Source organism: Flavobacterium procerum, from assembly GCF_042431625.1.
Classification (GTDB): domain Bacteria; phylum Bacteroidota; class Bacteroidia; order Flavobacteriales; family Flavobacteriaceae; genus Flavobacterium; species Flavobacterium procerum.
Window position 1 is genome coordinate 323,948 of sequence record NZ_JBHLYW010000029.1, and the last position, 21,979, is coordinate 345,926.

The following is a 21,979-nucleotide window of genomic DNA, read 5'->3' on the forward strand; positions in this document are numbered from 1 at the left end:
AAGGCTGATATCTTTACAAGATACTAATTATTGTATTAATTCTAAAGCGTATGCGAAATTCTTTCAATCTGCAATACCTCATAAATAAAACAACTCCAATATTCGCGATATTCATCTATGGAGAAAATCACCAGATAAGAATTGCTGCATTCGACAGGGTTATAAATCTGATATCGATACAAAAACTGTTTTTCAGGGTTGCCTAAATCTTCCTGTTTGACTTTTTGACAATTTGCCAGAGTTTCTATTGTGATTTCTCCGCTTTTAATAAGCTCGCTTAAAAACTTCGATTTTTGAAAAGATAAATTGATATCGTGTTTTACTTTTCCATCACCACAATAGAAACTAAAGTTCAAATTAGCGAATAGATTATCTATAGGATAACCGTTTTTTCCTAATTGTATTTTTTTTATGACTGAAATTTGATTCACTTTTTTATTTCATTGATAAAATTACTGCGTTTGCAAATACAGTATTTTAGCTAAAATAATGTATAGTGTTTCATCATCTTCAATCGGCAGACGGAGTTTTTTGTTAGACTTCAAACTGCTAATTTCCGGAATAAGGTTAATATGCTTCTGTGTCTCGTTAGACTGTGCAAAACCACTGTTTAAATTAATTCTGAAATTTTCGTTTATGCCTTTAACAATAACATAATTGCCGTCAAAACCTGCGACATTCAGTTTTAAAACCGATTTGATTTGCTCAATAATCTGTTTTCGTATTTTGGCATTAGCATTATCAGAAAAAAGTCCTTTTTCATATTCCGTGCGATACGATTTGTATTCCTGTTTGTTTTCAGACAATTCTATATTATTTGCGACGCTCGTTGTGGCAATAAAAAGATCAATGTCTCGACATATTTCGGATAAGGCTACTAACGGAACAGTTGCTAATTTTATTTTTTCAAAACCTTGTTGTGCTTTGTCATCATTGATTTTAGTCGAATTGTTTTCTGTAAAATACAATTGTTTTGTTGGAATAGCATAGCTGTAACGATCGTAATCGCAGACAATATGTGCTGTAATATTTAAAGGTTTAAAAAATGCTCTTGGCCAGTTTACACCCTCATGTTCGTAAGTAAAAATCCATCCGACGCTATTTGCAACGGCCATTAATTTTTTTACTTCAAGAAAATGATTGGCAAAACGAGGTGTTTCTGAAAGCTGCAATTCGGTTTCAGAAAACGGATAATTTTCTCTGTAAGCCTGTCTTTCGCTTTGAATGATTTTGTTTTTCCACAAATAATCTTGCCAAGCAATCGTATTTTTTTCGTCGTTTTTTACTGGATGCCAAAGAGAAATTTCGTCATCAGGATTTGAGATGACTTTGTTATTCTCAAAATCCAGCATTTCATGATTAATTAAAATAAAATCTTTACCGTTGGTTATGTTGCTCCAGATTAATCCATCAATGTGAGGATAAAGCAAATCATGGTTTTTGATGAATTTTTCCCAATCAGAAAATTGCCAGCTTCTGTCGTACAGCCAGTAGGTTTTTATTCTCTTTTTTAAATCGTTAAAAATAGTATTGATTTGCTTGATTTCTTCGTTGACTTCTTTTAAGTCTTTAGCATAATCTGATGTAATAAGAGCAGGAGTCTGTTTAGAAATCTGACCGTCATTATGTTGCCATTCTTTGACTATTTTTTTGTTTTTGAAAGAAATAATAAGCGTCCAATCTGCTATTTCAAAATTTTTCTTTCCGTCTAAAAAGCCAAAATTAGGTATCGATTTATCGGCAAGAAGTTGTTCTGGAATTGTCGAATTTTCTTTAAACTTGTCCATGTATTTTTCTAAAACCGTAACAAACTTATTGTATTTGGTTTTATTTCTCATGATGTTTAAAATTCCAAAAGCCTCTTCTTTCTGTGTTCCAATCAAAGCTTCTAAAGCCAAGTTCCCAGTTGTGACAGATTTGGCACCCACACCATATACTTTTGCGTACGAAAACTCGATAATGGTTTTTAAAATACTGAGCGATAAATCGTTTGGACTAATGTAGGCGCACGACCAAATTAAACCTTTCAGTGCATTGGCATACAAATCAAAAAACCAGGATTCTTCTTTTAAAGACAATGAAAGTAATACCTGCAACTCTTTAAAGTATTTTTCGGTTCCTAGTTTTTCAATTACGGTTTTCAGTTCAGAAAGCCACGCTGTAGTTGGTTTTTTGCCTTTTGGAGACTGGCAGATTACGTTCATTATTTCGTACCAGCTTTCTTTAGAATTCAGTTCATCTATATATTGATCTTTAAACCATTTCCAGTTGATATCTTCTAAAAAAGCATTTTGTGGTTGAGAACTTCCTGCGTCATTTTTAGTATTTTTAAGTTCTTGAAAAGAAACAGTAGTCGAATGAGAAAATTCGGGATTAACATTGGGTGCTTCTTTTAAATGTTTAAAGAAAATGTCGTAACTAGAATAAGAACGTTCAAACCACCAGTTTTTAGCATTTTTATCGGTCAAATATTCTTGTCTAAAAAACTCATGTTCTTCTTCATTCATAAAGGCGAGAGAAAATAGAATATTCTCCTCACGATTATAACGTTCTTTTATTTGTTGAAGCGGAATTGAAACAAGTCTGTACGGACTTTCAGCCTTTGTCAATACAGCATTAATATCGCGTACAAAATAATGCCTGCAAATACCAATATCCTCTCCCAAATAATTGATGTTGAAGATGTCATCTTTTTCGGATTCGTAATAAATAGGTTTGTTTACCTTTTTTAATGCAACAGGAGTTAAGTAGTTTAAATCGTCAATAAATTGCTTAATGGTTTTAAAAGATTTGTCTTTTTCATCATAACTGAAATAAGAAAAATCAAAAGCATTTCTTGCGTCAAAGTAATAAGAACCAAGCTTTTGCAGTGTGAATTTTTTTAAACTTTTACTTTCGATATTCTCAGCAACGGTGCGAAGGAATACCAATCCGTTTTCGTTTGGAGCAATAATAGTGTTTTTAAATAAAAGCGTTTCATAATCTTTTACCAGTCCGTCATGATAATGAAACTGTTGCGCTTGTTTTTGAAGTAAAGACGTAATATGACTAAAAATAAGGTTGAAATTATATTTATTATCTGGTAAAAGCAGAAAGAGTACTTTTTTGTGCAGCCAATTTGCCGTGCAATCCATATTTCGGCATAACGCAGACAGTAAAACATTCCAGTATTTATCCTTTTCGTACATATATTCATTTCTTAAGAAATAGAAAATATGCTCGAAGATTTCGATTTCACGTCCTTTGGTTTTTTCGATAAGAATTTTTGCCTCTTCGAATGTATCAAAAGTTATCTTGGCTTTTTTATCTACCGGTTTAAATTCTAAAAAGTCTTTTAAAAGAAGAAACATTTCTTTAGACAAACTTCTGTTGTAGGTTTCGTTGTATTTCGAAATGCTATTTTCAAAGGCGGTTTCTATTAGAGCATCATATTCTGTTTTTGAAATAATTTCAGAGGCTTCACTATTGCGATCATATTTTTGGGTATGAGATTTAGATATCAAAAACAGCATGTATGGCTTTTCTTCAAAGTGCTGTTGATTTACATAATCAAAAATAGTATTAAAATGAACGTGTTCATCAAATTTAAGCTGAGCAAAATTACAGGGCAAATAACTGTAATTCTGGTCAATTCGGGCATAAATTGCGTGATAATAGCGGGCAATCTCTGTTCCTGTATTTAGGATTTTGTATAAATTTGGATCAGCTTTTCCATGCGTTTTGTACGAACTCACTACATTATTCACAATCCCGCGATCATCAAGCTTAAAGAATTTTTCAAGCATTGCATTATTAGGATTATGATACATAACATATTTAAATGCATACTGAATATAAGTCGATCGGCGGGCTTCGTCGTAATATTGTTGTATATTTTCATTTTTCTGCACGATCTCTTCAAAAAGAGGCTCAAACAATTCTTTTTCAAATACAGTAATGCTTATTTTACTTTCATTAAACCAATCGAATAGAAGGTTGTGCAATTCTTCAGAAATTTTATATTCTAATTTTGGATTTTCTAATTGAAAAATCTGCTCTAAGATGTTCATAATGCTTATAAGGTTTTGAATGAGATGGAGTTTAATTTGGAGTTGTTTATAAATGCAATAACAGATTCCGGTGTTATGGAAATGGGCATTTCTAAATCTTGTATAATCTGATTGTCTATATAAACAGTGAGATTTTTATTTTTAATGGCTGCTAAAAGTTTGTAGGCCAATATTTCGCTGTCGTCATTAAGTTCCCATTCTTCCAATTTTGAGATAATGAGGTTTTTTACCGAATCAATTTCACTTTTTTTAATTTCTTTTAGGTTAGAATAACCCAATTCTTCCAATAAAAGTTCGATTTCAAAAATCTGTTTATGGCCATGCTCATGTTTTTCGAACAACTCTAAAATCAAGTGAATAAAGGAAGGAAAAGTGTAGACAGTAAAGTTTTTGAGATACGGCTTTGTTTTGAGCTTTTCCCGAATTTGAAAGGTTATCATTTAAAGTAGGGTAATTGGTTTTTTGACGCTAATTTATGGCTTGAAAGATAACATATTTTTATAAAATTCTTACGTTTTATTTCTCGGGCATATGCTTTTAAGAAATAAATTTAATCAACTTTTTCACCATTATATTTTAATAATAAACACATGGAAAATATGAAAAAGCGTTATGAATTAATATTATTTCTTATAATAAATTAGTAGTATATTAGCATTGCAAAATGCTGGTAAAAAGGTCATCAATCCTAATAAAAATAACTGCTGCGCGCCATACATTAAAATTTAAATTTTCAAAAGTAATGAGCTATTATGCTTTTTCAATAGTAAGTGCATCATGGAATTAACTGACAATAAAGACCTTTTTCAGAATATTTTTAATGCAGCTTCAAACGGTATTGGTGTTATGAGGCCTTTGTACAATAAGAAGAAAGTCGTAGAAGATTTTACGTTGTTATTGTTTAATGACTATTCCTTCAAATGGATTGGCGATGTAGATTATAAAGGAAAATTATTTAGTGAAATTTTTCCTTCTGTAAAAGAAAACGGTATTCTCGAGAAATTTATAGAAACGGCCCAAACCGGTAATACTGCCAATTTTGAAGAATGGTATAGTATTAAAGATATAAATTACTGTTTTCGCTTTACGGCTGTCATACAATCAGATGTACTGGTGGTTACGGCGAAAGACGTAACAGAAAAAAAACAATCTGAACTAACTTTAAGCGATGCACTCGCAGCAGCCGAAAAACAAAAAAGACTTTACGATTCTATCATAAACAACACGCCCGATTTGGTGTATGTGTTTGATCTTGATTATAGATTTACTTACGCCAATAAGGCTTTGCTTACCATGTGGGGGAAATCTGCAGAAGATTCTATTGGTTACGGATTAAGAGAAAACGGATATGAGGAATGGCATGCTCTGATGCATGAACGAGAAATCGACAAGGTAGTCGCGACCAAAAAGTCAATTAGGGGAACCGTTTCTTTTCCGCACGCAGAATTAGGAAGGCGTGTTTACGATTATATTTTTGCTCCTGTAATTAATGATGATGGAGAAGTAGAAGCAATTGCTGGAACAACTCGAGATATTACCGAAATAAAACAGGCCGAAGAAAAACTTCAAATAGGAGAGAGCAGGTTGAGATCGATGATCGATCAAACTCCTGCGCCAACGCTTATTCTTAAAGGAGATGATTTGGTAATTGAGCAAATCAACAAGCATATGCTGCAAATGATTGGTCGTGGAGAAGAAATTATTGGCATGCCTTTGATTGACGTTCTTCCTGAACTTGAAGGGCAATATGTTTGGACTCAGGTTCAGAATGTGTACAACAAAGGAATTCCTTTTAATCAAAGTGAAGTCTATGTACCTCACAACCGCACAGGCGAAATACGAGATTACTACTATAATCTGGCTTATCGTCCTTTGATTGAAGACGGACAGATTACCGGAATGATTCAAGTTGCTGTCGAAGTGACAGAGCAAGTGTTGGCAAGAAAAAAGCTGGAAGAAAGCGAAAGCCGTTTTAGGGCTTTGGTAAATGCTTCGTCAGATGTGGTTTACAGTATGAATGCCGATTGGACTGTTATGCGAAGTCTTGATGGAGGATCTTTTAATGCTGGAAATAACATAGTCAATTGGCTGGAAAAATATATTACTCCAAACAATCAAGAAAAGGTTTTGGAACTTATTGCTCAATCCGTGGAAGATAAAAGCATATTTGAACTAGAGCACAAAGTGCCGAATCCTGATGGAAGTTTCCGTTGGGCTTTCTCGCGTGCTGTTCCGATACTGGATCAAAACGGAGATATCATAGAGTGGTTTGGAGCTTCTAACGATGTCACCTCAGAAAAAGAGGTTCAGGAAGTAATTAGAGAAAGTGAAGAAAAATTTAGACAACTTGCCGATTTGGTGCCTCAGATTATCTGGACAAGCGAACCAGATGGTTTTGTAGATTACTATAATAAAAGATGGTATGAATATACCTGTTTTGAAGAAAATCAGACTGGTGATCAAAGCTGGATTCCATTACTGCATCCTGATGATGTTCCTTTTGTTGTGGGGAATTGGTACAAAAGCATTGAAAGTGGGAATTCATATCAGCTCGAATTCAGACTTAAAAATGGAAAAACAGGAGAATACCGTTGGTTTTTAAGCAAAGCCGTTCCGATTACAGACAAAAACGGTGTAATTTCGAAATGGTTCGGAACTTGTACCGATATTCATGAACAAAAATCGATTACAGAGAAACTCGAAATTCTTGTTGATGAACGAACAAAAGAATTGCAGCGTTCTAATGCAGATTTACAACAGTTTGCACATGTTGCTTCTCATGACTTAAAAGAGCCAGTACGAAAAATAAAAACGTTTACCAGCCGTCTTGAAGACCATCTTCAGGATGGATTAGATGCGACTTCTGCAAAATATATGGACCGTATTCATGTTGCAGCAGACCGAATGTTTAATATGATTGATGGAGTTCTGGCGTATTCTAAAATAAATGCCTACCTCCAAAAACCGACTTTGGTCGATTTGAATGACGTACTAAAAAGCATCGAAACAGACCTTGAAGTTTCGCTTCAAAAATCAGACGGAAAAATTATATACCATGACCTTCCAATTGTAGAGGGCGCTTTGGTATTGCTGTATCAGCTTTTTTACAACTTAATCAATAATTCGATTAAATTTGCTAAAGAAGGTACGCCACCAAAAATTACAATATCCTCAGAAATAATAGAGGATAAAGCTTTAATTAAAGTCGAGGATAACGGAATAGGTTTTGATTCCGTTCAAGACGAAAAGATTTTTGAAACTTTTACACGCCTTAATCCCAAGGACCGATATGAAGGTACCGGTTTAGGATTGTCACTTTGTAAAAAAATTGCAGAACGCCACGAAGGAAATATAACCGCGTCTGGAACTGCTGGAAATGGTGCTACATTTAGTATTACATTGCCTTTAAAGCAAACACAAAAGGATATTTAATATGGAAAAAGTAATTTTACTGGCAGACGACGACGTAGACGATACTGAAATGTTTTGCGAAGCATTGGATGGCTTCGATCAGTCCATAAAATATTATTGTTCGGTCAATGGCAGTGAAATGATGGATAAACTTTATAGTTTAGAACAGATTCCAGAGCTTATTTTTCTTGATTTGAATATGCCTTTGCTCAATGGTCTAGACTGTCTTAAAATTTTAAAGGAACAAGAAAAGTATCGACAAATTCCGGTTATCATGATTTCGACTTCTTCTCATAAAAATGATATGGACGCAGCTGCAGCTTTGGGAGCGCTTTGTTATTTTGTAAAACCCAGCAATTTTAGGGATTTTAAAAACATACTTCACTTAATTACGTCTAACCTCGGAGATAACTTAAAAGAAGTTATCATCAATCTTCACGCCGGAGGCTCAAAGCATATTTTTTATCTTGACTAAGAAAATTTTTCGAAAAACTTCAAAATGGCTTTAGCCAAAACTTGTTTTTTTTTAACTAGTCGCACTATATTTTTTCCATTTTTAGACTGATGGGAACTTTTTCGTTTTAATAATTTGTTACGCACTTAATTGTGGTTTTATCACCTATTTGTTGTTTTATTAGGAGAAAGATTATGATAGCAAGCTAACTCATTATTTGTATTGTTAAAACTATCCGTTTTCCTTGTTTTATGGGTAACATAAGAACCTGTATGTTAATTGTATGTTTTGAACAAACCTGTTTTTATTAATGTAAGCGTAACCTGTCTGACCTACCCGCATCTTTAATTTTGGAGACATATAAAAAGAACCCAATACTTTGTATATGTCATTTTTTAAACAACAGGAACATTATCAGAACAAAATCAGAAGGAGTGTATCTGTCGGTACAGCTCATTTGATTATTCATGCCAAAATAATGGGTCATGTATAAAAAGTTTACAGACGAAGAACTTGTCGAGTTATTGCGAAATGGCGGAGACAAAGCTTTTGACGAACTTTATTATAGATACCGCGACGCCCTTGTTCGGTTTGTTTATCTCAGAATGAAATCGATTCCAGCTGCCGAAGAGATTGTCCAGGAAGTTTTTACTACGATTTGGGAGAGACGCCAAAATTTATCCATTCAGAAATTTTCGGCTTATATCTACACTTCTGTACGTTATGCGGCTTTAGATTACATCAAAGAAAATTCAGTCACCGACCAATACATCCAAGAGGTTATCGATAGCAGTTCAAAAGAAGATCTTAACACCAATTCAATCGAAGACGCCATTTTTCATGACGAGCTTCATGATGCAGTAAATAAAGCAGCAGCATTGCTTCCTAAAAAATCAAAAGAGGTTTTTATTCTCAGCAGATTCAAACAGTACACCAATAAAGAGATAGCAGAAGAATTAAACGTTTCGAGCGAAACTGTAAAGTACCATATTTCTTATGCATTGAAATTTATGCGCACTTATTTGGGAGAATTCAACTGAAGTTTTAAAACAGCATTTATTTCTTAACACAAGCGTAACCTGGCGCGCCTACCTGCAACAGGAATTTTTGAGACATACTATTAGAAAGATTAAACATATTATAATGCCGGATCAATTACATAATCATATAAAACATTTTCTTGAAAGCAAACCTTCTTTAAAAGGAGAAGAAATGTGGAATAACTGGTACGACAATCCACAATTGGATGATGAAGACAAGGTGATCATTTTGTCTTCCAAAGCAAAATTAGATAGAGAATTGCGAGCTATAAAAAAATCGGAACAGCTATTTTTTCTAAACACTAAAAACTGGATTGCGGCAGCTTCTATCATTTTATTAATGGCTGGATCTTACTTTTTTTATCAATCGACTGCGGCAATAGCTCCAAAACAATATGCAGCAAAATTGGGCGAACATGCCAAAATTACCCTTAGTGATGGTACTACAGTTTTGCTAAATGCGGGCAGTGTCTTAAAATATCCGAAAACATTTAATGGAGATACACGCGAAGTAAGCTTAACGGGCGAAGCTTTTTTTGATGTAGCCAAAGACGCAAAACATCCTTTTATCATTCATACGGCAAAAATGGATACAAAAGTTCTAGGAACTAGTTTCAACGTTCAGGCGTATCCAGATAAAAACATTCAGGAAGTTTCGGTTGTAACCGGAAAGGTAAATGTAAAATCGACTGTAACAGAAGAAAATGTCAACGTAACTCCGGGGCAAAAAGCCGTTTTTAAATCCAAAAGCAACAAGCTTCATGCTTATACAGATGTGCCGATTAATTCGATTTCGCTTTGGCGGAAAAATATAATCGTTTTTGAAGACACACCGCTTCCAGAAGTAATCGCCACGATCAGTCGTGACTATAATGTGGTGGTAGAACTCAAAAACAAGAATCTCAACAATCTTAAAATAAGCGCCTATTTCAAAGAGCTTCCAGCAGATCAGGTTGTTGCTTTGGTATGCAATATTATCAATGCGGGTTACAATCAGAAAGCTGGAGTGTTTGTAATCGAATAATTCTTAATCAATAATAACTACGTAGAAACTTTATACAATCCAAAAACAATTAAAACTCCAACAACTATGAATGAAAAACAAATGTGGGACACCGCAAAGTTTCAAAGCATTAAAAAAGCCTTATCGCCCAAACTGCTTTTTCTTGCGGTATTACTTTTAACTGGAATATCGCTCAAAGCGGCAAATGAAACCAATAATAAAAGAGTAACCTTAAAAGTCGAAAACGAAGGGATAAAAAATATTTTTCAACAGATAGAAAAACAAGCCGATGTACATTTTATGTACGAAAGCAATCAGATTAATACGAGTCAGAAAATTAGCTTGAAACTTACGAATGTTCCGTTAGAACAAGCGCTAGATAAAGTATGTTCTAGTTTTTTACTGCGCTACGAAATTGTAAACAACAATATTGTCGTTAAAAAAAGCCTTAAAACAGCAAATGCGGAACAAAACAAAATTATTATCAGTGGAACTGTTTTTGGAGGAGACGACGGAATGCCTCTTCCAGGTGTCGGAATTAAAGACAAAACTTCTAATGCGACCGCGGCGACAGATTTTGACGGAACTTTTAAGATTGAAATCAATGCCCCAGAAGCAACGCTTATATTTTCGTATGTAGGATATGTAACTCAGGAGTTTAAAGCAACGCAATCTGAAAGAAATATTACCATAAAACTGGCTGCCGATATGAAACAGCTTCAGGAAGTTGTAGTTATGGGATATGGAAGTGTGAAAAAAAATGAAGTTTTAGGAGCTGTTGGTTCTGTTTCTATGAAAGAAACCTCAAGCAGAACCTATAATTCTGCAGCCGAATTATTGCAGGGAACTGTTGCGGGTGTTACCGTTATTAATGATGGTGGAGACCCAACGGCATCTCCAACAATCAACATTCGTGGTATTGGTTCTTTGAATGCTGAAACACCGCTGATTGTTTTAGACGGAATTATTTACAGCGGTTCTTTAAATACTTTAAATCCGAATGATATTGCTTCGATTAGTGTTTTAAAAGATGCGGCTTCGGCTGCGATTTATGGAGCGAGAGCTTCTGGAGGGGTAATTTTGATTACTTCGAAAAAGGGAATTTCAGACCGTATCAATGTAAATGTAAATTACCAAGGAGGTTTTCAGAATGTAGCTAAAAAACTGGATGTACTGAACGCAGCAGAATATGCCGATGCAATGAATATTGCTAGAGACAATGCTGGAATGCCAAGAATTCCTGCTTTTGATACAGCTTTTGAGCCGACAGCAAGAACTACAAAAACAAACTGGATGGACGAAATATTCCAAACAGGAGAAATACAAGATTTGTCACTTTCTATCAATGGAAAAACAGAAAAATCTAATTTCTTTCTTTCAGGAAGTTACAGAAGAAATGATGGTATTTTATTGAATACTTTTGGAAACCGTTATACAGCAAGAGCAAATTCTTCTTATAAGCTTGCAGATAATTTTACAATTGGAGAGAATTTTTCATACTCGCTTACAAATGGACAAACAGCTAATACTGCAAATGCATATACAGGAGCTATTTTAGCCGCTATTTTTTATCCGCCGAATGCTACAGTTTACAGAGAAGACGGTTCAGGCCAATTTGGAGGTGTACCAGAAAAATATATTGGCTCTTATGGTGACGTAGTCAATCCAGTGGCTTATTTAAAAAGACTTGACAACAGAAATCCTATTTCTACAGTATTGATTAATCCTTATGCAGAATGGGAAGTAATTCCGGGATTAAAACTGAAAACAAACTGGGGTTATACTAGAATTCAAGACAATGCAAAAGATTTTACGGTAAAAGTTACGGAGCCAGGTAAGATTTTTGATTTTAATAGGTTGACACAAAAATCTTTGACAATTACAGATTTATTGAGCGAGCAGACCATTTCGTATGAAAAATCATTAGGAAAGCACAATTTTAAAGCTTTGGCAGGATATACCTATCAGGAAACTAAAAAAGATTTTTATACAGTTGAAGGAACTGGTTTTGATAACGAAGATCCTTCACAACGTTATTTGTTAAACGCAAAATTGATTCAGCAGACTGCAGCCGGAATGTCAGACGAAATCATCTCTTCTTATGTTGGAAGAATTAATTACGATTTCAATCAGAAATATTTGCTTTCTGGAATTGTACGCCGTGACGGAACTTCAAAATTATTACAGGAAAATCGCTGGAAAGTTTATCCTTCTGTTTCTGCAGGATGGTTGATTTCTGAAGAAGATTTCATGAAAAACCTAAATCCGATTGTAAGCAGCTTAAAACTTCGTGCAAGCTGGGGACAGATTGGTAACTTAGGAAACCTTGGACCATACCAGTTTAGTGTGCCGTTAAACCAAACTACAGCTTTAATTGGAGCAACGCCTTCTATTAATTATGGTTATGCAGAAAGCGAATTATCAAACCCAAATCTAAGATGGGAAAGTTCTGAGCAGGCTAACCTTGGTTTAGATTTCACATTATTGCGCGATGCTTTGACAGGATCTGTTGATGTATACAAAAAAACGAACAAAGACATGTTGGTGCGTGACCAATTGCCAGGACTTTCAGGAACTCCTGAAGGAAGAATCGTAAACTCTGGAGATGTTGAAAATAAAGGTATCGAAGCAAGTTTGACATATCAAAAAACTCGTGGTGATTTTAAATTTGATATTACAGCAAACGCTTCGTTTTTATCAAACAAAATTGTTTCGATCAAAGATGATTTGAGTTCACTTGAACCTTTGAATTTAAGTCGTGTAAGAAGTTTGCCTTTAGCTAATATTTATCAAGTAGGAAGTCCAGTAGGTGCTTTTTACGGATATCAGACAGATGGATTGTTTCAAAGTAATGATGAAGCAAAAGCTTATGTAAACTCAAACGGAACAGCTTATCAGCCAAATGCGGTTGCAGGAGATATGAAATTTAAAGATGTAAACGGAGACGGTGTAATCAATAACAGCGACAGGGTTGTTTTAGGAAGTCCGTTTCCAAAAGCAACTTACAGTTTGAATGCGAATTTCAGATACAAAGGATTTGATATGAATATCTTCTTGAATGCCGTTACCGGAAACAGTGTTTTTAATGCGGTAAAACATACTGGATTAAACGCTTCATTCCCTGGATATAACTTGCTTGCAGATTCTAAAGATGCTTGGTCGCCAACGAATACAGATACTGATATTCCGGTTCTTTCTTCAACAGACAACAACAACAACTTTGGGCGTATCTCAGATTTTTATATCGAAGATGCTTCTTTCCTAAGATTGAAAAACCTTTCTATCGGTTATACCGTTAAAGAAAGCTGGTTGAACGGAAAAGCAAAATTGAGATTCTTTATCTCGGGACAAAACTTGTTTACAATCACAAAATACTCAGGAATGGATCCTGAAGTTGGTTTAAATAACTTCGGAATGGATTTGGGTAAATATCCGCTTTCAAGAATCTACATGACAGGGGTAAATGCAACTTTTTAAAAAAAATAAAAAACATAAGATGAAAAATTTAAGTATTGTATTATTGAGTTTTGCACTGCTGCTGGGAACGGTATCTTGCGAAAGCGAACTTGATGTCGTGCCTCAGGGAGCTCCGTCAAGCGGAAATTTCTGGAAAACAGCTGCTGATGCGCAAGCGGGGGTCAATTCAATCTACGCATTGTACTCAGACGATAATATGTATGGCCGTGGTTTTTTCTGGCTTAACAATGCCAGCGATGATATCGGTACCAAACCAAGACAGAATGCAGAAAGAATCAAAAATTTTATTGTAGACGGAGCAGAATCGGATACTAAAGATATTTGGCGTATTCATTACGAAATCATGAAAAGATGCAACGATGTAATTCGTAACATTCCTACTATTCCATTAGCCGAAAAAACAAGAAACGGAATGTTGGGAGAAGCTTATTTTAATCATGCGGTTATGCATTTGGAATTGGCTTATCATTACGGAGATGATCGTGCCGGAATTCCGATTCAGGACAGAAACGACCCAACAAATGTTTACGTGCCTCGTACAAAAAATGTGGCTGAAAATTACGCTTACATTGCTGACGATTTGATTAAAGCTTCAGAATTGCTTCCTTATTTTGATGAAATGACAGCAGACAATTATGGTCGTGCTCATAAAACTGCCGCCTGGGGATATTTGGTTCGTACTTATTTGTATGCAAAAGACTGGGATAATGCTATTAAGTATGCTAATATGATTGTAGCAAGCGGTAAGCACAAACTTCTAGAAAATTTTGCAGATGTATTTACAATCAAAAACAACTGGTCGTCAGAGTATATCTGGTCTGTAACTTCTAGTGCAGAAAATACTTCTTTGGGCTCAATCTTTCCTGGAGTTTGCCTAGAAGATAAAGGATGGGGAGTTTACAACGGATGGGGAAATTTCTATCCGACAAAAGAATTATTTGATACTTACGATCCGACTGATAAAAGACGAAGTGCTACTATTTTACAAAAAGGAGATCATTTTACTTATTTTGGAGAAGCTGCTGTTTTTAACGAAGGAAAGTATGTAGTAAGTTCAAGTAACAGAACGGGTTATCAGTTTAAAAAATATATGGAGCCGTTCAGTTATCCAAAAACGGGTGCCGGAGCGGTAGATATTCGTTATGTAAATGCAAATGGAGACAAACCCTCAACAGCTTTAAATGTACCGCTTTTGCGTTATGCAGATGTGATTTTGATGTTAGCAGAAGCGAAATTAATGAAAGGTCAAAATGCTGATACAGAAATCAATATGATTCGTCACCGCGCTGGTTTAGGAGATTTGGCTGGAGCTACTATGACCGATCTAAAAAGAGAAAGAAGATGTGAATTGGCTGGAGAATGGACAGACCGTCACTTTGATTTGGTACGTTGGGGAGATGCAAAAGAAACCTATGCAAAACCATTGCATCATTATAACGGAACGGTAATTTATCCTGCCCGTAATTTTAATCCTGCAATTCACCATGTGTGGCCTATTCCACCAGACGAAATAGCAGTAAGTAAAGGAGCCTTGTTTCAGAACCAAGGCTGGTAAAAGTAATTTCATTGTGTTTTTTTAGTTTTTTACACTGCAGGGCTTGCTGTAAGCTCTGCAGTTGTAAAATTTTGATTTTACACTCCTTATAATATTCATTTTTAAAGTTACCTACAGCTTTAAGATGATTAATTTTATTTTCAATGAAAAAAATAATCACCCTTTTTTGCCTCCATTTTTTCCTGTTTGCCCATGCGCAGGAATACAGTTCGTCTAATATTCATTCACATAATGATTATGCTGCGCCACTGCCTTTTTATGCCGCCTATGCTGATGAAGCTGGTGTAATCGAAGCCGATGTTTTTTTAATAAATAATGAGTTGTTGGTATCGCATACTTTACAGGAAGTCAAACCCCAGAATTCGCTTAAAAGTATGTATTTGGAACCGCTTTCTGCAAAGTTGAAATTCCTTGGCGGAAAGGCTTATCCAAGTGGGAAACCTTTAATTTTAATGATTGATGTCAAATCGGATGCAGAGGCGACTTTGAAATTAATCGAACAGCAACTTAAAAATTTTCCAGAGATTATTTCTAATAAAAACATCAGGATAATTATTTCTGGAAACAGGCCGGCACCTAATAAATGGAAAGATTTTGCTCCATTTATTTCTTTTGATGGAAGATTGAATGAAAATTATTCTCAGGATCAGCTTGACCGTGTCGAAATGATCAGTGAGGATTTAAAAGAAATAACGCCTTGGAACGGAAAAGGTGTTTTGACTCATACTGATATCGAAAAGGTTCAGAATGTTATAAAAAAAGTACATGATCAAAACAAAAAAATCAGATTTTGGGCAACTCAGGATAATATCAATACTTGGATGACTTTAATGAATCTGAAAGTTGATTTTATTGGCACTGATAATGTTGGCGCTTTAACCGATTTTATTAAAAAACTGAAAGCTAATTTTTATCAGAATACCGAATTTTATCAGGCTTATGTACCTAAAAAAGCAACCGCTTTTGCGAAAAATAAAAAACCAAAAAACATCATTCTTCTGATTGGAGACGGTATGGGACTTACACAGATTTATTCTGGTTATACAGCCAATAAAGGGCAATTGAATCTGTTTAATATTCCAACCCAAGGATTTTCGATTACTTATGCATCTGACAGTTATATTACCGATTCGGCCGCGGGCGCAACAGCAATGGCAACCGGGAATAAAACAAACAACAGATTTATAAGTGTTGATGAAAAAGGAAAACCGCTAGAATTAATTACACAGCAACTGGCTAAAAAGAATTTTAAAACAGCGATTATTTCTGCCGGAAATATAACCGATGCCACTCCAGCGGCCTTTTATGCACATCAGCCTGAAAGAAGTTTCAGTGAACCTATAGCTGCAGATTTTTTAAATAGTTCTGCCGATATTTTAATCGGTGGAGGCAGTAAGGAGTTTACTTCAAGAAAAGACGGTAAAAATATTGCTGAAGAATTGATAAAAAAAGGGTATTCCTTTTCCGATAAGTTCGCAAGTCTTGACACCTTAAAAAACTCTCGTTTTGTCGTTTTGGACAATGATGCAGTGGTTTCTAAAAAAGACGGCAGAGGCAATTTTTTGGGCAAATCTTTAGCCAAAGCAATCAGCACTTTTTCAAAAACAAAAAATCCGTTTTTTATAATGGCAGAAGGAGCTCAGATTGACTACGGCGGACATCAGACTAATGTAGAATATGTTGTACGCGAAATGCTTGATTTTGACCAATTGGCAGGACAAGCGATGGAATTTGTAGACAATAACCCGGACACTTTATTGATTATTACGGCAGACCATGAAACTGGCGGTTTGTCTTTAATTGATGGAAACATCGAAAAAGGATATGTTCACGGAAGTTTCAGCACCAATGATCATACATCAGTTCCGGTTCCTGTTTTTGCCTATGGACCAGGAGCAGAAAAATTTTCTGGTGTTTACCAAAATACTTCTATTTACAGCAAAATAATGGAATTGCTTTCTACAAAATAGTTTAGACAAAAAATAGAACAATTAAACCCCTGCATTGAGCAGGGCTTTTTGTTTTAAAATTATAGGAATATCCTTGGTTATTTGTTAAAAAATTGCATTTGAACGAGAAAAATGTAATATACGTAGATTTACCTGCTGTTATTTACGGCTATGTTTTTATTTTTGCCTCAACCTAATATATGCACAGAAACATAATTTATTTTATCCCCCAAACTGCTAAATTTTAAATGACCTTAGATAATTGGCCCAAACATATCCAGAAATATCTTTTTCTGCTCAAAGATGGTTTTTTTCAATTTCCTTATTTGTTCAATACACCGGAAATAATGCTGGAAAGTATATTGAAGTTACCTATAACAAGACATTTTCCGTTAAAAAGCCTCATTACTTTTAATACACCACTATGCAAGGCGAAGATGTATTATAAAGAATTTGAAGAAGGTTTCTGGCTGCTTACATTCTATATGACGCTCAAAGAGAATATCATGGCTTTGTCTGGTTACGATGCAGATAAAAATAGTGATTATTATCTTTTGACTTTCTCTGTTTTTGAATATCAATTTCCATTAAAAGACGGCACTTCTTTAACACTTTTAAGCACTTGTTGGACAATCAGTAAACCGGGTACAGAGATTTCAAGTTATTTTTATAAAGAAGCAGACGGGAAATTTTTCAGTATTGCGATGACCAAAGATTGGGTAAAAGAGAATTTTTCTTCGAAGAAATTTAAAGACCGAAAAACAATTCTAAACTTCTTTAACGGAAATAGAGGATCCTATACTTGGCTCGATATTTCTGAAAAAGCACATAAAATTGGAGCAGATATCTCTGAAATTTTAGAAGCAGAAACCAATTCTGAAGCTGATAATTTGAAGCTCAAAAAGAAGTCAATGAAATTAATAACCGAATTCTTTGATAATGCTTTTGTAGATACAAGAATAGAAGATAATATCTCGTTGACCAATCTCGATTATCTTAATGTTTCCAGAGCAGAACGAATTGTTTTGCAGCATCTGCATCTTCCTTTTATTGGCATTGAACATATTGCTAAAGAAGTGAATACATCTCCTACAAAGTTGAAATCTAATTTTAAGGCCGTTTATGGTTTTTCGATGTTGCAGTATCACAAAGAAAAGAATTTGGTTCTTGCTATGCAGCTTATTCAAAAATCAGATTTTAATATTCAGGAAATTGCAGTGATTACTGGTCATGATTCGGCAGGAAGATTTGCTTCAAGTTTCAAAAAAAGATTTGGAAAACTGCCTTCAGAAGTGCGTTTTTCAGAAGTAGAAAATAACTTTTTTCCATAAAATAAAACTAAAAGGACTTTTTTAAACTTTTTTAATCAATATACCTGATATCAGGTAACTATTTTATTTTTAGTTTTTTAAATACGCCATTTTCATTGTTAATATACTAATTTTCTTTCAGTAATTAACATTTTTTTTAAAGTGAAAATATGTCCGAATTGACTATTCATAGCTTTATTTTTCGTTTACATTTGGCGCCGAAAGAAATAATTAACCTTTTCAGAATCAGTTGTTCGGATTGTTAATTGTTTATCTCTGCTGATTTTTCAGCCATTATAAAAATTTATTAATAAAACCATTTGCGCCAGGTTTCAGAAAAGAGACTTGAGCGTACAGGCTTTGTTATGCTTATTCGGAATTTTAAATTGTTTTAATATATGGTGAACTTTACTTATCTAAAAATTTTAACGTTTAACAAAGAACGGACCTTGAAACAGTTTTTGGTCGGTTTTTTGTTTTTGTGTAGCCTCAATGGTTTTTCACAGACAAGTATTTCGGGAATAGTAAATAGTTATTTTTCAGTTACTGGAATCAATCAGCCTAGTTGCGATCCTTGTGTTGCAAGCTGTATTCACACAATTACAGTGAGTAATGCAACCGGACTTGTCGCAGGAGATAAAGCTTTGATTATCCAAATGAAAGGAGCAACTATTGAAACTACTAATACAGCTACTGCTGGTAGGGTAACGGCAATAAACAGCACAGGTAACTACGAATTTTTTGAAATAAAAAGTATCGTGGGGAATGTGGTGACACCTATGTATCCTCTAGTGAAAAATTACAACACCACTAGCGGTATGGTTCAGGTAGTTAGAGTTCCGAGATATACAGGTGATGTAACTATCGCTGGTAAATTAACAGCAAAAGAATGGACCACTGCACAAAGGAACGGTGGTGTTTTGGCTATAGAAACAAGTGGAAAATTAATATTTAATGCGGATATTGATGTAGCAGGGCAAGGTTATGAGGGAATCAGGATGGATCAAAACGGTCCGGATAACAACTGTGATTCTAATCCAACCACACAATATGTTTTAAGCAGTACAGCCACTTCTTCCTATACGAAAGGAGATGGTATTGTAATTAATGATAATAATACTAACCGTGGCCGTGCTCCAAGAGCAAACGGTGGTGGATCTGGTATTGCAGGAGATTCAGGCGGAGGCGGTGGATCTAACTATGGTGCCGGAGGTGAAGGTGGAAGACGCTGGTGTAATACTACTGATAGTGCTGGAGGTTTAGGAGGTGTTTCCTTATCTTCTTTTTTTGCACAAGATAAAGTATTTCTTGGAGGAGCAGGAGGTTCTGGATATGTTACAACAAACAATCCTTCTTCAGCTGCTGATGGAGGTGGTATTGTAATTATTTTTGCTAATGAGATTGTCGGAAACGGACATTCTATTATTGCAGATGGTTTTTCTCCACAACCCGTAAATGTTTCTGGTGATCCAGATGGAGGAGGAGGAGGAGGAGCCGGTGGAACGGTTGTTTTGAAAACCCCTCTTTTTACTGGAAATTTAACTGTTTCTGCCAAAGGTGGTGACGGTCAGGATTTAAATACTACTGTATTACACGGCCCAGGTGGAGGCGGTGGTGGTGGTGCGTTGTTATATTCAATGGCTGCATTACCATCAAACGTGACGCTGAATTCTGGTGGAGGTGAAGGAGGACAGCATACAGGAGGAGATCGTAATGGATCTCAGAACGGTTCTGCAGGTGGAAGCGTTTCGTTATATGTTCCAGTAGAAAATCCAAATTACGTTGGAATTGATGATGAAGACGGTCTTTCGATAGAATGTGATTTAGACGATGATAATGATGGAATTTTAGATACTGTAGAAAGAGCTGCAGGTTTGCCAGATCCTTTCGCGTATCAAACGGGTGCTTTAAAACCAAACTTTCTTAATCCAAGCGCACCTGGTTTTGTAGATACGAATAAAGATACAGTTGACGACAGATATGATAATGATTTAGACGGAATGATTGATCAACTGGATTTAGATTCAGACAACGACGGTTGCCCTGATTCAGTTGAAGCGTACGGAAATACAGGAGTCGACCCAGACAATAATGGTTTTTATGGAACAGGTTTACCGCCTGCAACAAATGCCAATGGTACAGTTGTAGGAGCTTCTTATGCTACTCCAGTTAATACAACAGGAACTTCTAAACCAAATTATTTGGTTTCAAATATTGTAGCCATTACAACTGATCCGTCTAACCGCAATGCAAATGTGGGAGGTAATGCTACATTTAGTACAGTAGTTTCAGGTAATCATCTTGTTTATACATGGAAACAAAGTATTAACGGAGGTACAACTTGGACAACCGTTACAAATGGTGGCACTAATCCGGCTTTTTCTAATGCGACTACAAATTCGCTTACTTTAACTGGCATTCCACGTTCATTCCACGGTTATATGTATAGATTAGATGTGACAAGTACTTCGAATGTTTGTGCACAGCCTAATTCAAATACCGCTGTTTTAAGTATTATTAACAGAGCTCCAGTAGCTACAGCTAATAGTTACACTGTTAACGAAGGAGCAACTTTAACAGCTACCGCTGCTTTGGGTGTTCTGACAAATGATTCCGATGCGGATGGTGATGCCTTGACAGCGATTTTAGTTTCTAATCCGACTCACGGAACATTGACACTGAACTCAGACGGCTCGTTCACATATGTGCATGACGGAAGCGAGACCTTAAGCGACAGCTTCACTTATAAAGCAAATGATGGATATGAGGATAGTTCGACAGTAACTGTTAGCATTACAATTAATCCTGTGAATGATGCGCCTGTTACCAACGACGACAATAATTATACAGTTGCAGAGGGCGGAACGCTTACGGTTACGGTAGCAAACAGTATATTGCTAAACGATACAGATGCGGAAAATAATCCACTCACAGCTGTTTTGGTATCAGGTCCTTCGCACGGTACACTGACGCTGAACGCTGACGGCTCTTTCACCTACATTCACGACGGAAGCGAGACGCTGAGCGACAGCTTCACCTACAGAGCAAACGACGGCTCATTGAACAGCAATACTGCAACAGTGACGATAACAGTTACTCCTGTAAACGATGCACCAGTTGCTGTTGATGACAGCAGCTATACGGTTGCAGAAGGCGGAACATTGAACATTTCTGCACCTGGAGTCCTAGGGAACGATTCTGATGCGGAAGGCGATGCCCTGACGGCAGTCTTGGTTGCGAATCCTTCACACGGGACGCTGACACTGAATGCAGACGGCTCGTTCACCTACATTCACGACGGAAGCGAGACTACGACAGACAGCTTCACTTATAAGGCCAATGACGGAACGGTTGACGGAAACACCGCAACAGTGACGATAACGGTGACTCCAGTAAACGATGCGCCTGTCGCTGTTGACAACTCTTACACGGTTGCAGAAGGCGGAACATTGAACATTTCTGCACCTGGAGTCCTAGGAAATGATTCTGATGCGGAAGGCAATGCCTTGACGGCAGTCTTGGTTGCGAATCCTTCGCACGGGACACTGACACTGAATACAGACGGCTCGTTCACCTACATTCACGACGGAAGCGAGACTACGACAGACAGCTTCACTTATAAGGCCAACGACGGAACGGTTGACGGAAACACCGCAACAGTGACGATAACGGTGACTCCAGTAAACGACGCGCCAGTTGCTGTGGACAACTCTTACACGGTTGCCGAAGGC

At 36.0% G+C, this 21,979-nt stretch carries 12 protein-coding genes; 9 read left to right on the forward strand and 3 right to left on the reverse strand.

Annotation, left to right across the window (positions count from 1 at the left end):
• Positions 1-41: 41 nt before the first annotated feature.
• From ACFFLS_RS24140 to ACFFLS_RS24150, 3 genes are read right to left on the reverse strand one after another with little or no spacing between them, the layout of a single operon-like run.
• Positions 42-431: a hypothetical protein gene (locus tag ACFFLS_RS24140; RefSeq protein ID WP_379682853.1), complete on the reverse strand. Its 390-nt coding sequence runs from the start codon at positions 429-431 to the stop codon at positions 42-44.
• A gap of 21 nt (positions 432-452) precedes the next feature.
• Entirely contained in the window at positions 453-4,049 is a 3,597-nt protein-coding gene (locus tag ACFFLS_RS24145) for a DUF4132 domain-containing protein (RefSeq protein WP_379682852.1), read from the reverse strand.
• Positions 4,050-4,054: 5 nt separating this feature from the next.
• Entirely contained in the window at positions 4,055-4,489 is a 435-nt protein-coding gene (locus ACFFLS_RS24150; protein WP_379682851.1) for a hypothetical protein, read from the reverse strand.
• Positions 4,490-4,826: 337 nt separating this feature from the next.
• Here ACFFLS_RS24150 and ACFFLS_RS24155 point away from each other — a divergent pair, with 337 nt between their 5' ends.
• The 9 genes from ACFFLS_RS24155 to ACFFLS_RS24195 form a co-directional block, all read left to right on the forward strand.
• Positions 4,827-7,481 carry a PAS domain-containing sensor histidine kinase gene (locus tag ACFFLS_RS24155; protein ID WP_379682850.1) on the forward strand — a complete coding sequence of 885 codons (2,655 nt, stop codon included), beginning with the start codon at positions 4,827-4,829 and terminating at the stop codon, positions 7,479-7,481.
• A gap of 1 nt (position 7,482) precedes the next feature.
• Entirely contained in the window at positions 7,483-7,935 is a 453-nt protein-coding gene (locus ACFFLS_RS24160) for a response regulator (RefSeq protein WP_379682849.1), read from the forward strand.
• 464 nt (positions 7,936-8,399) lie between these two features.
• Positions 8,400-8,954 (forward strand): RNA polymerase sigma-70 factor, encoded by a 555-nt coding sequence (locus tag ACFFLS_RS24165; RefSeq protein ID WP_379682848.1) that lies wholly within the window; start codon positions 8,400-8,402, stop codon positions 8,952-8,954.
• 103 nt (positions 8,955-9,057) lie between these two features.
• Positions 9,058-9,978: a FecR family protein gene (locus tag ACFFLS_RS24170; RefSeq protein WP_379682847.1), complete on the forward strand. Its 921-nt coding sequence runs from the start codon at positions 9,058-9,060 to the stop codon at positions 9,976-9,978.
• 66 nt (positions 9,979-10,044) lie between these two features.
• A complete protein-coding gene (locus ACFFLS_RS24175) occupies positions 10,045-13,434 on the forward strand; it encodes a SusC/RagA family TonB-linked outer membrane protein (protein ID WP_379682846.1) in 3,390 nt (1,129 codons plus the stop codon).
• A 19-nt stretch (positions 13,435-13,453) separates the two neighbouring features.
• Positions 13,454-14,989 (forward strand): RagB/SusD family nutrient uptake outer membrane protein, encoded by a 1,536-nt coding sequence (locus ACFFLS_RS24180; protein WP_379682845.1) that lies wholly within the window; start codon positions 13,454-13,456, stop codon positions 14,987-14,989.
• A 143-nt stretch (positions 14,990-15,132) separates the two neighbouring features.
• Positions 15,133-16,959 carry an alkaline phosphatase gene (locus ACFFLS_RS24185; protein ID WP_379682844.1) on the forward strand — a complete coding sequence of 609 codons (1,827 nt, stop codon included), beginning with the start codon at positions 15,133-15,135 and terminating at the stop codon, positions 16,957-16,959.
• A gap of 227 nt (positions 16,960-17,186) precedes the next feature.
• Positions 17,187-18,269 carry a helix-turn-helix domain-containing protein gene (locus ACFFLS_RS24190; RefSeq protein ID WP_379682843.1) on the forward strand — a complete coding sequence of 361 codons (1,083 nt, stop codon included), beginning with the start codon at positions 17,187-17,189 and terminating at the stop codon, positions 18,267-18,269.
• A gap of 377 nt (positions 18,270-18,646) precedes the next feature.
• The coding region (locus tag ACFFLS_RS24195; protein ID WP_379689696.1) for a cadherin-like domain-containing protein at positions 18,647-21,979 on the forward strand (3,333 nt) is incomplete at its 3' end.

What these genes read in the sequence shown, in the direction of transcription:
- ACFFLS_RS24145 (WP_379682852.1), bottom strand. Translation starts at nt 4,049, where the DNA reads ATGAACATCTTAGAGCAGATTTTTCAATTAGAAAATCCAAAATTAGAA.
- ACFFLS_RS24150 (WP_379682851.1), bottom strand. Translation starts at nt 4,489, where the DNA reads ATGATAACCTTTCAAATTCGGGAAAAGCTCAAAACAAAGCCGTATCTC.
- ACFFLS_RS24155 (WP_379682850.1), top strand. Translation starts at nt 4,827, where the DNA reads ATGGAATTAACTGACAATAAAGACCTTTTTCAGAATATTTTTAATGCA.
- ACFFLS_RS24160 (WP_379682849.1), top strand. Translation starts at nt 7,483, where the DNA reads ATGGAAAAAGTAATTTTACTGGCAGACGACGACGTAGACGATACTGAA.
- ACFFLS_RS24165 (WP_379682848.1), top strand. Translation starts at nt 8,400, where the DNA reads ATGTATAAAAAGTTTACAGACGAAGAACTTGTCGAGTTATTGCGAAAT.
- ACFFLS_RS24170 (WP_379682847.1), top strand. Translation starts at nt 9,058, where the DNA reads ATGCCGGATCAATTACATAATCATATAAAACATTTTCTTGAAAGCAAA.
- ACFFLS_RS24175 (WP_379682846.1), top strand. Translation starts at nt 10,045, where the DNA reads ATGAATGAAAAACAAATGTGGGACACCGCAAAGTTTCAAAGCATTAAA.
- ACFFLS_RS24180 (WP_379682845.1), top strand. Translation starts at nt 13,454, where the DNA reads ATGAAAAATTTAAGTATTGTATTATTGAGTTTTGCACTGCTGCTGGGA.
- ACFFLS_RS24185 (WP_379682844.1), top strand. Translation starts at nt 15,133, where the DNA reads ATGAAAAAAATAATCACCCTTTTTTGCCTCCATTTTTTCCTGTTTGCC.
- ACFFLS_RS24190 (WP_379682843.1), top strand. Translation starts at nt 17,187, where the DNA reads ATGACCTTAGATAATTGGCCCAAACATATCCAGAAATATCTTTTTCTG.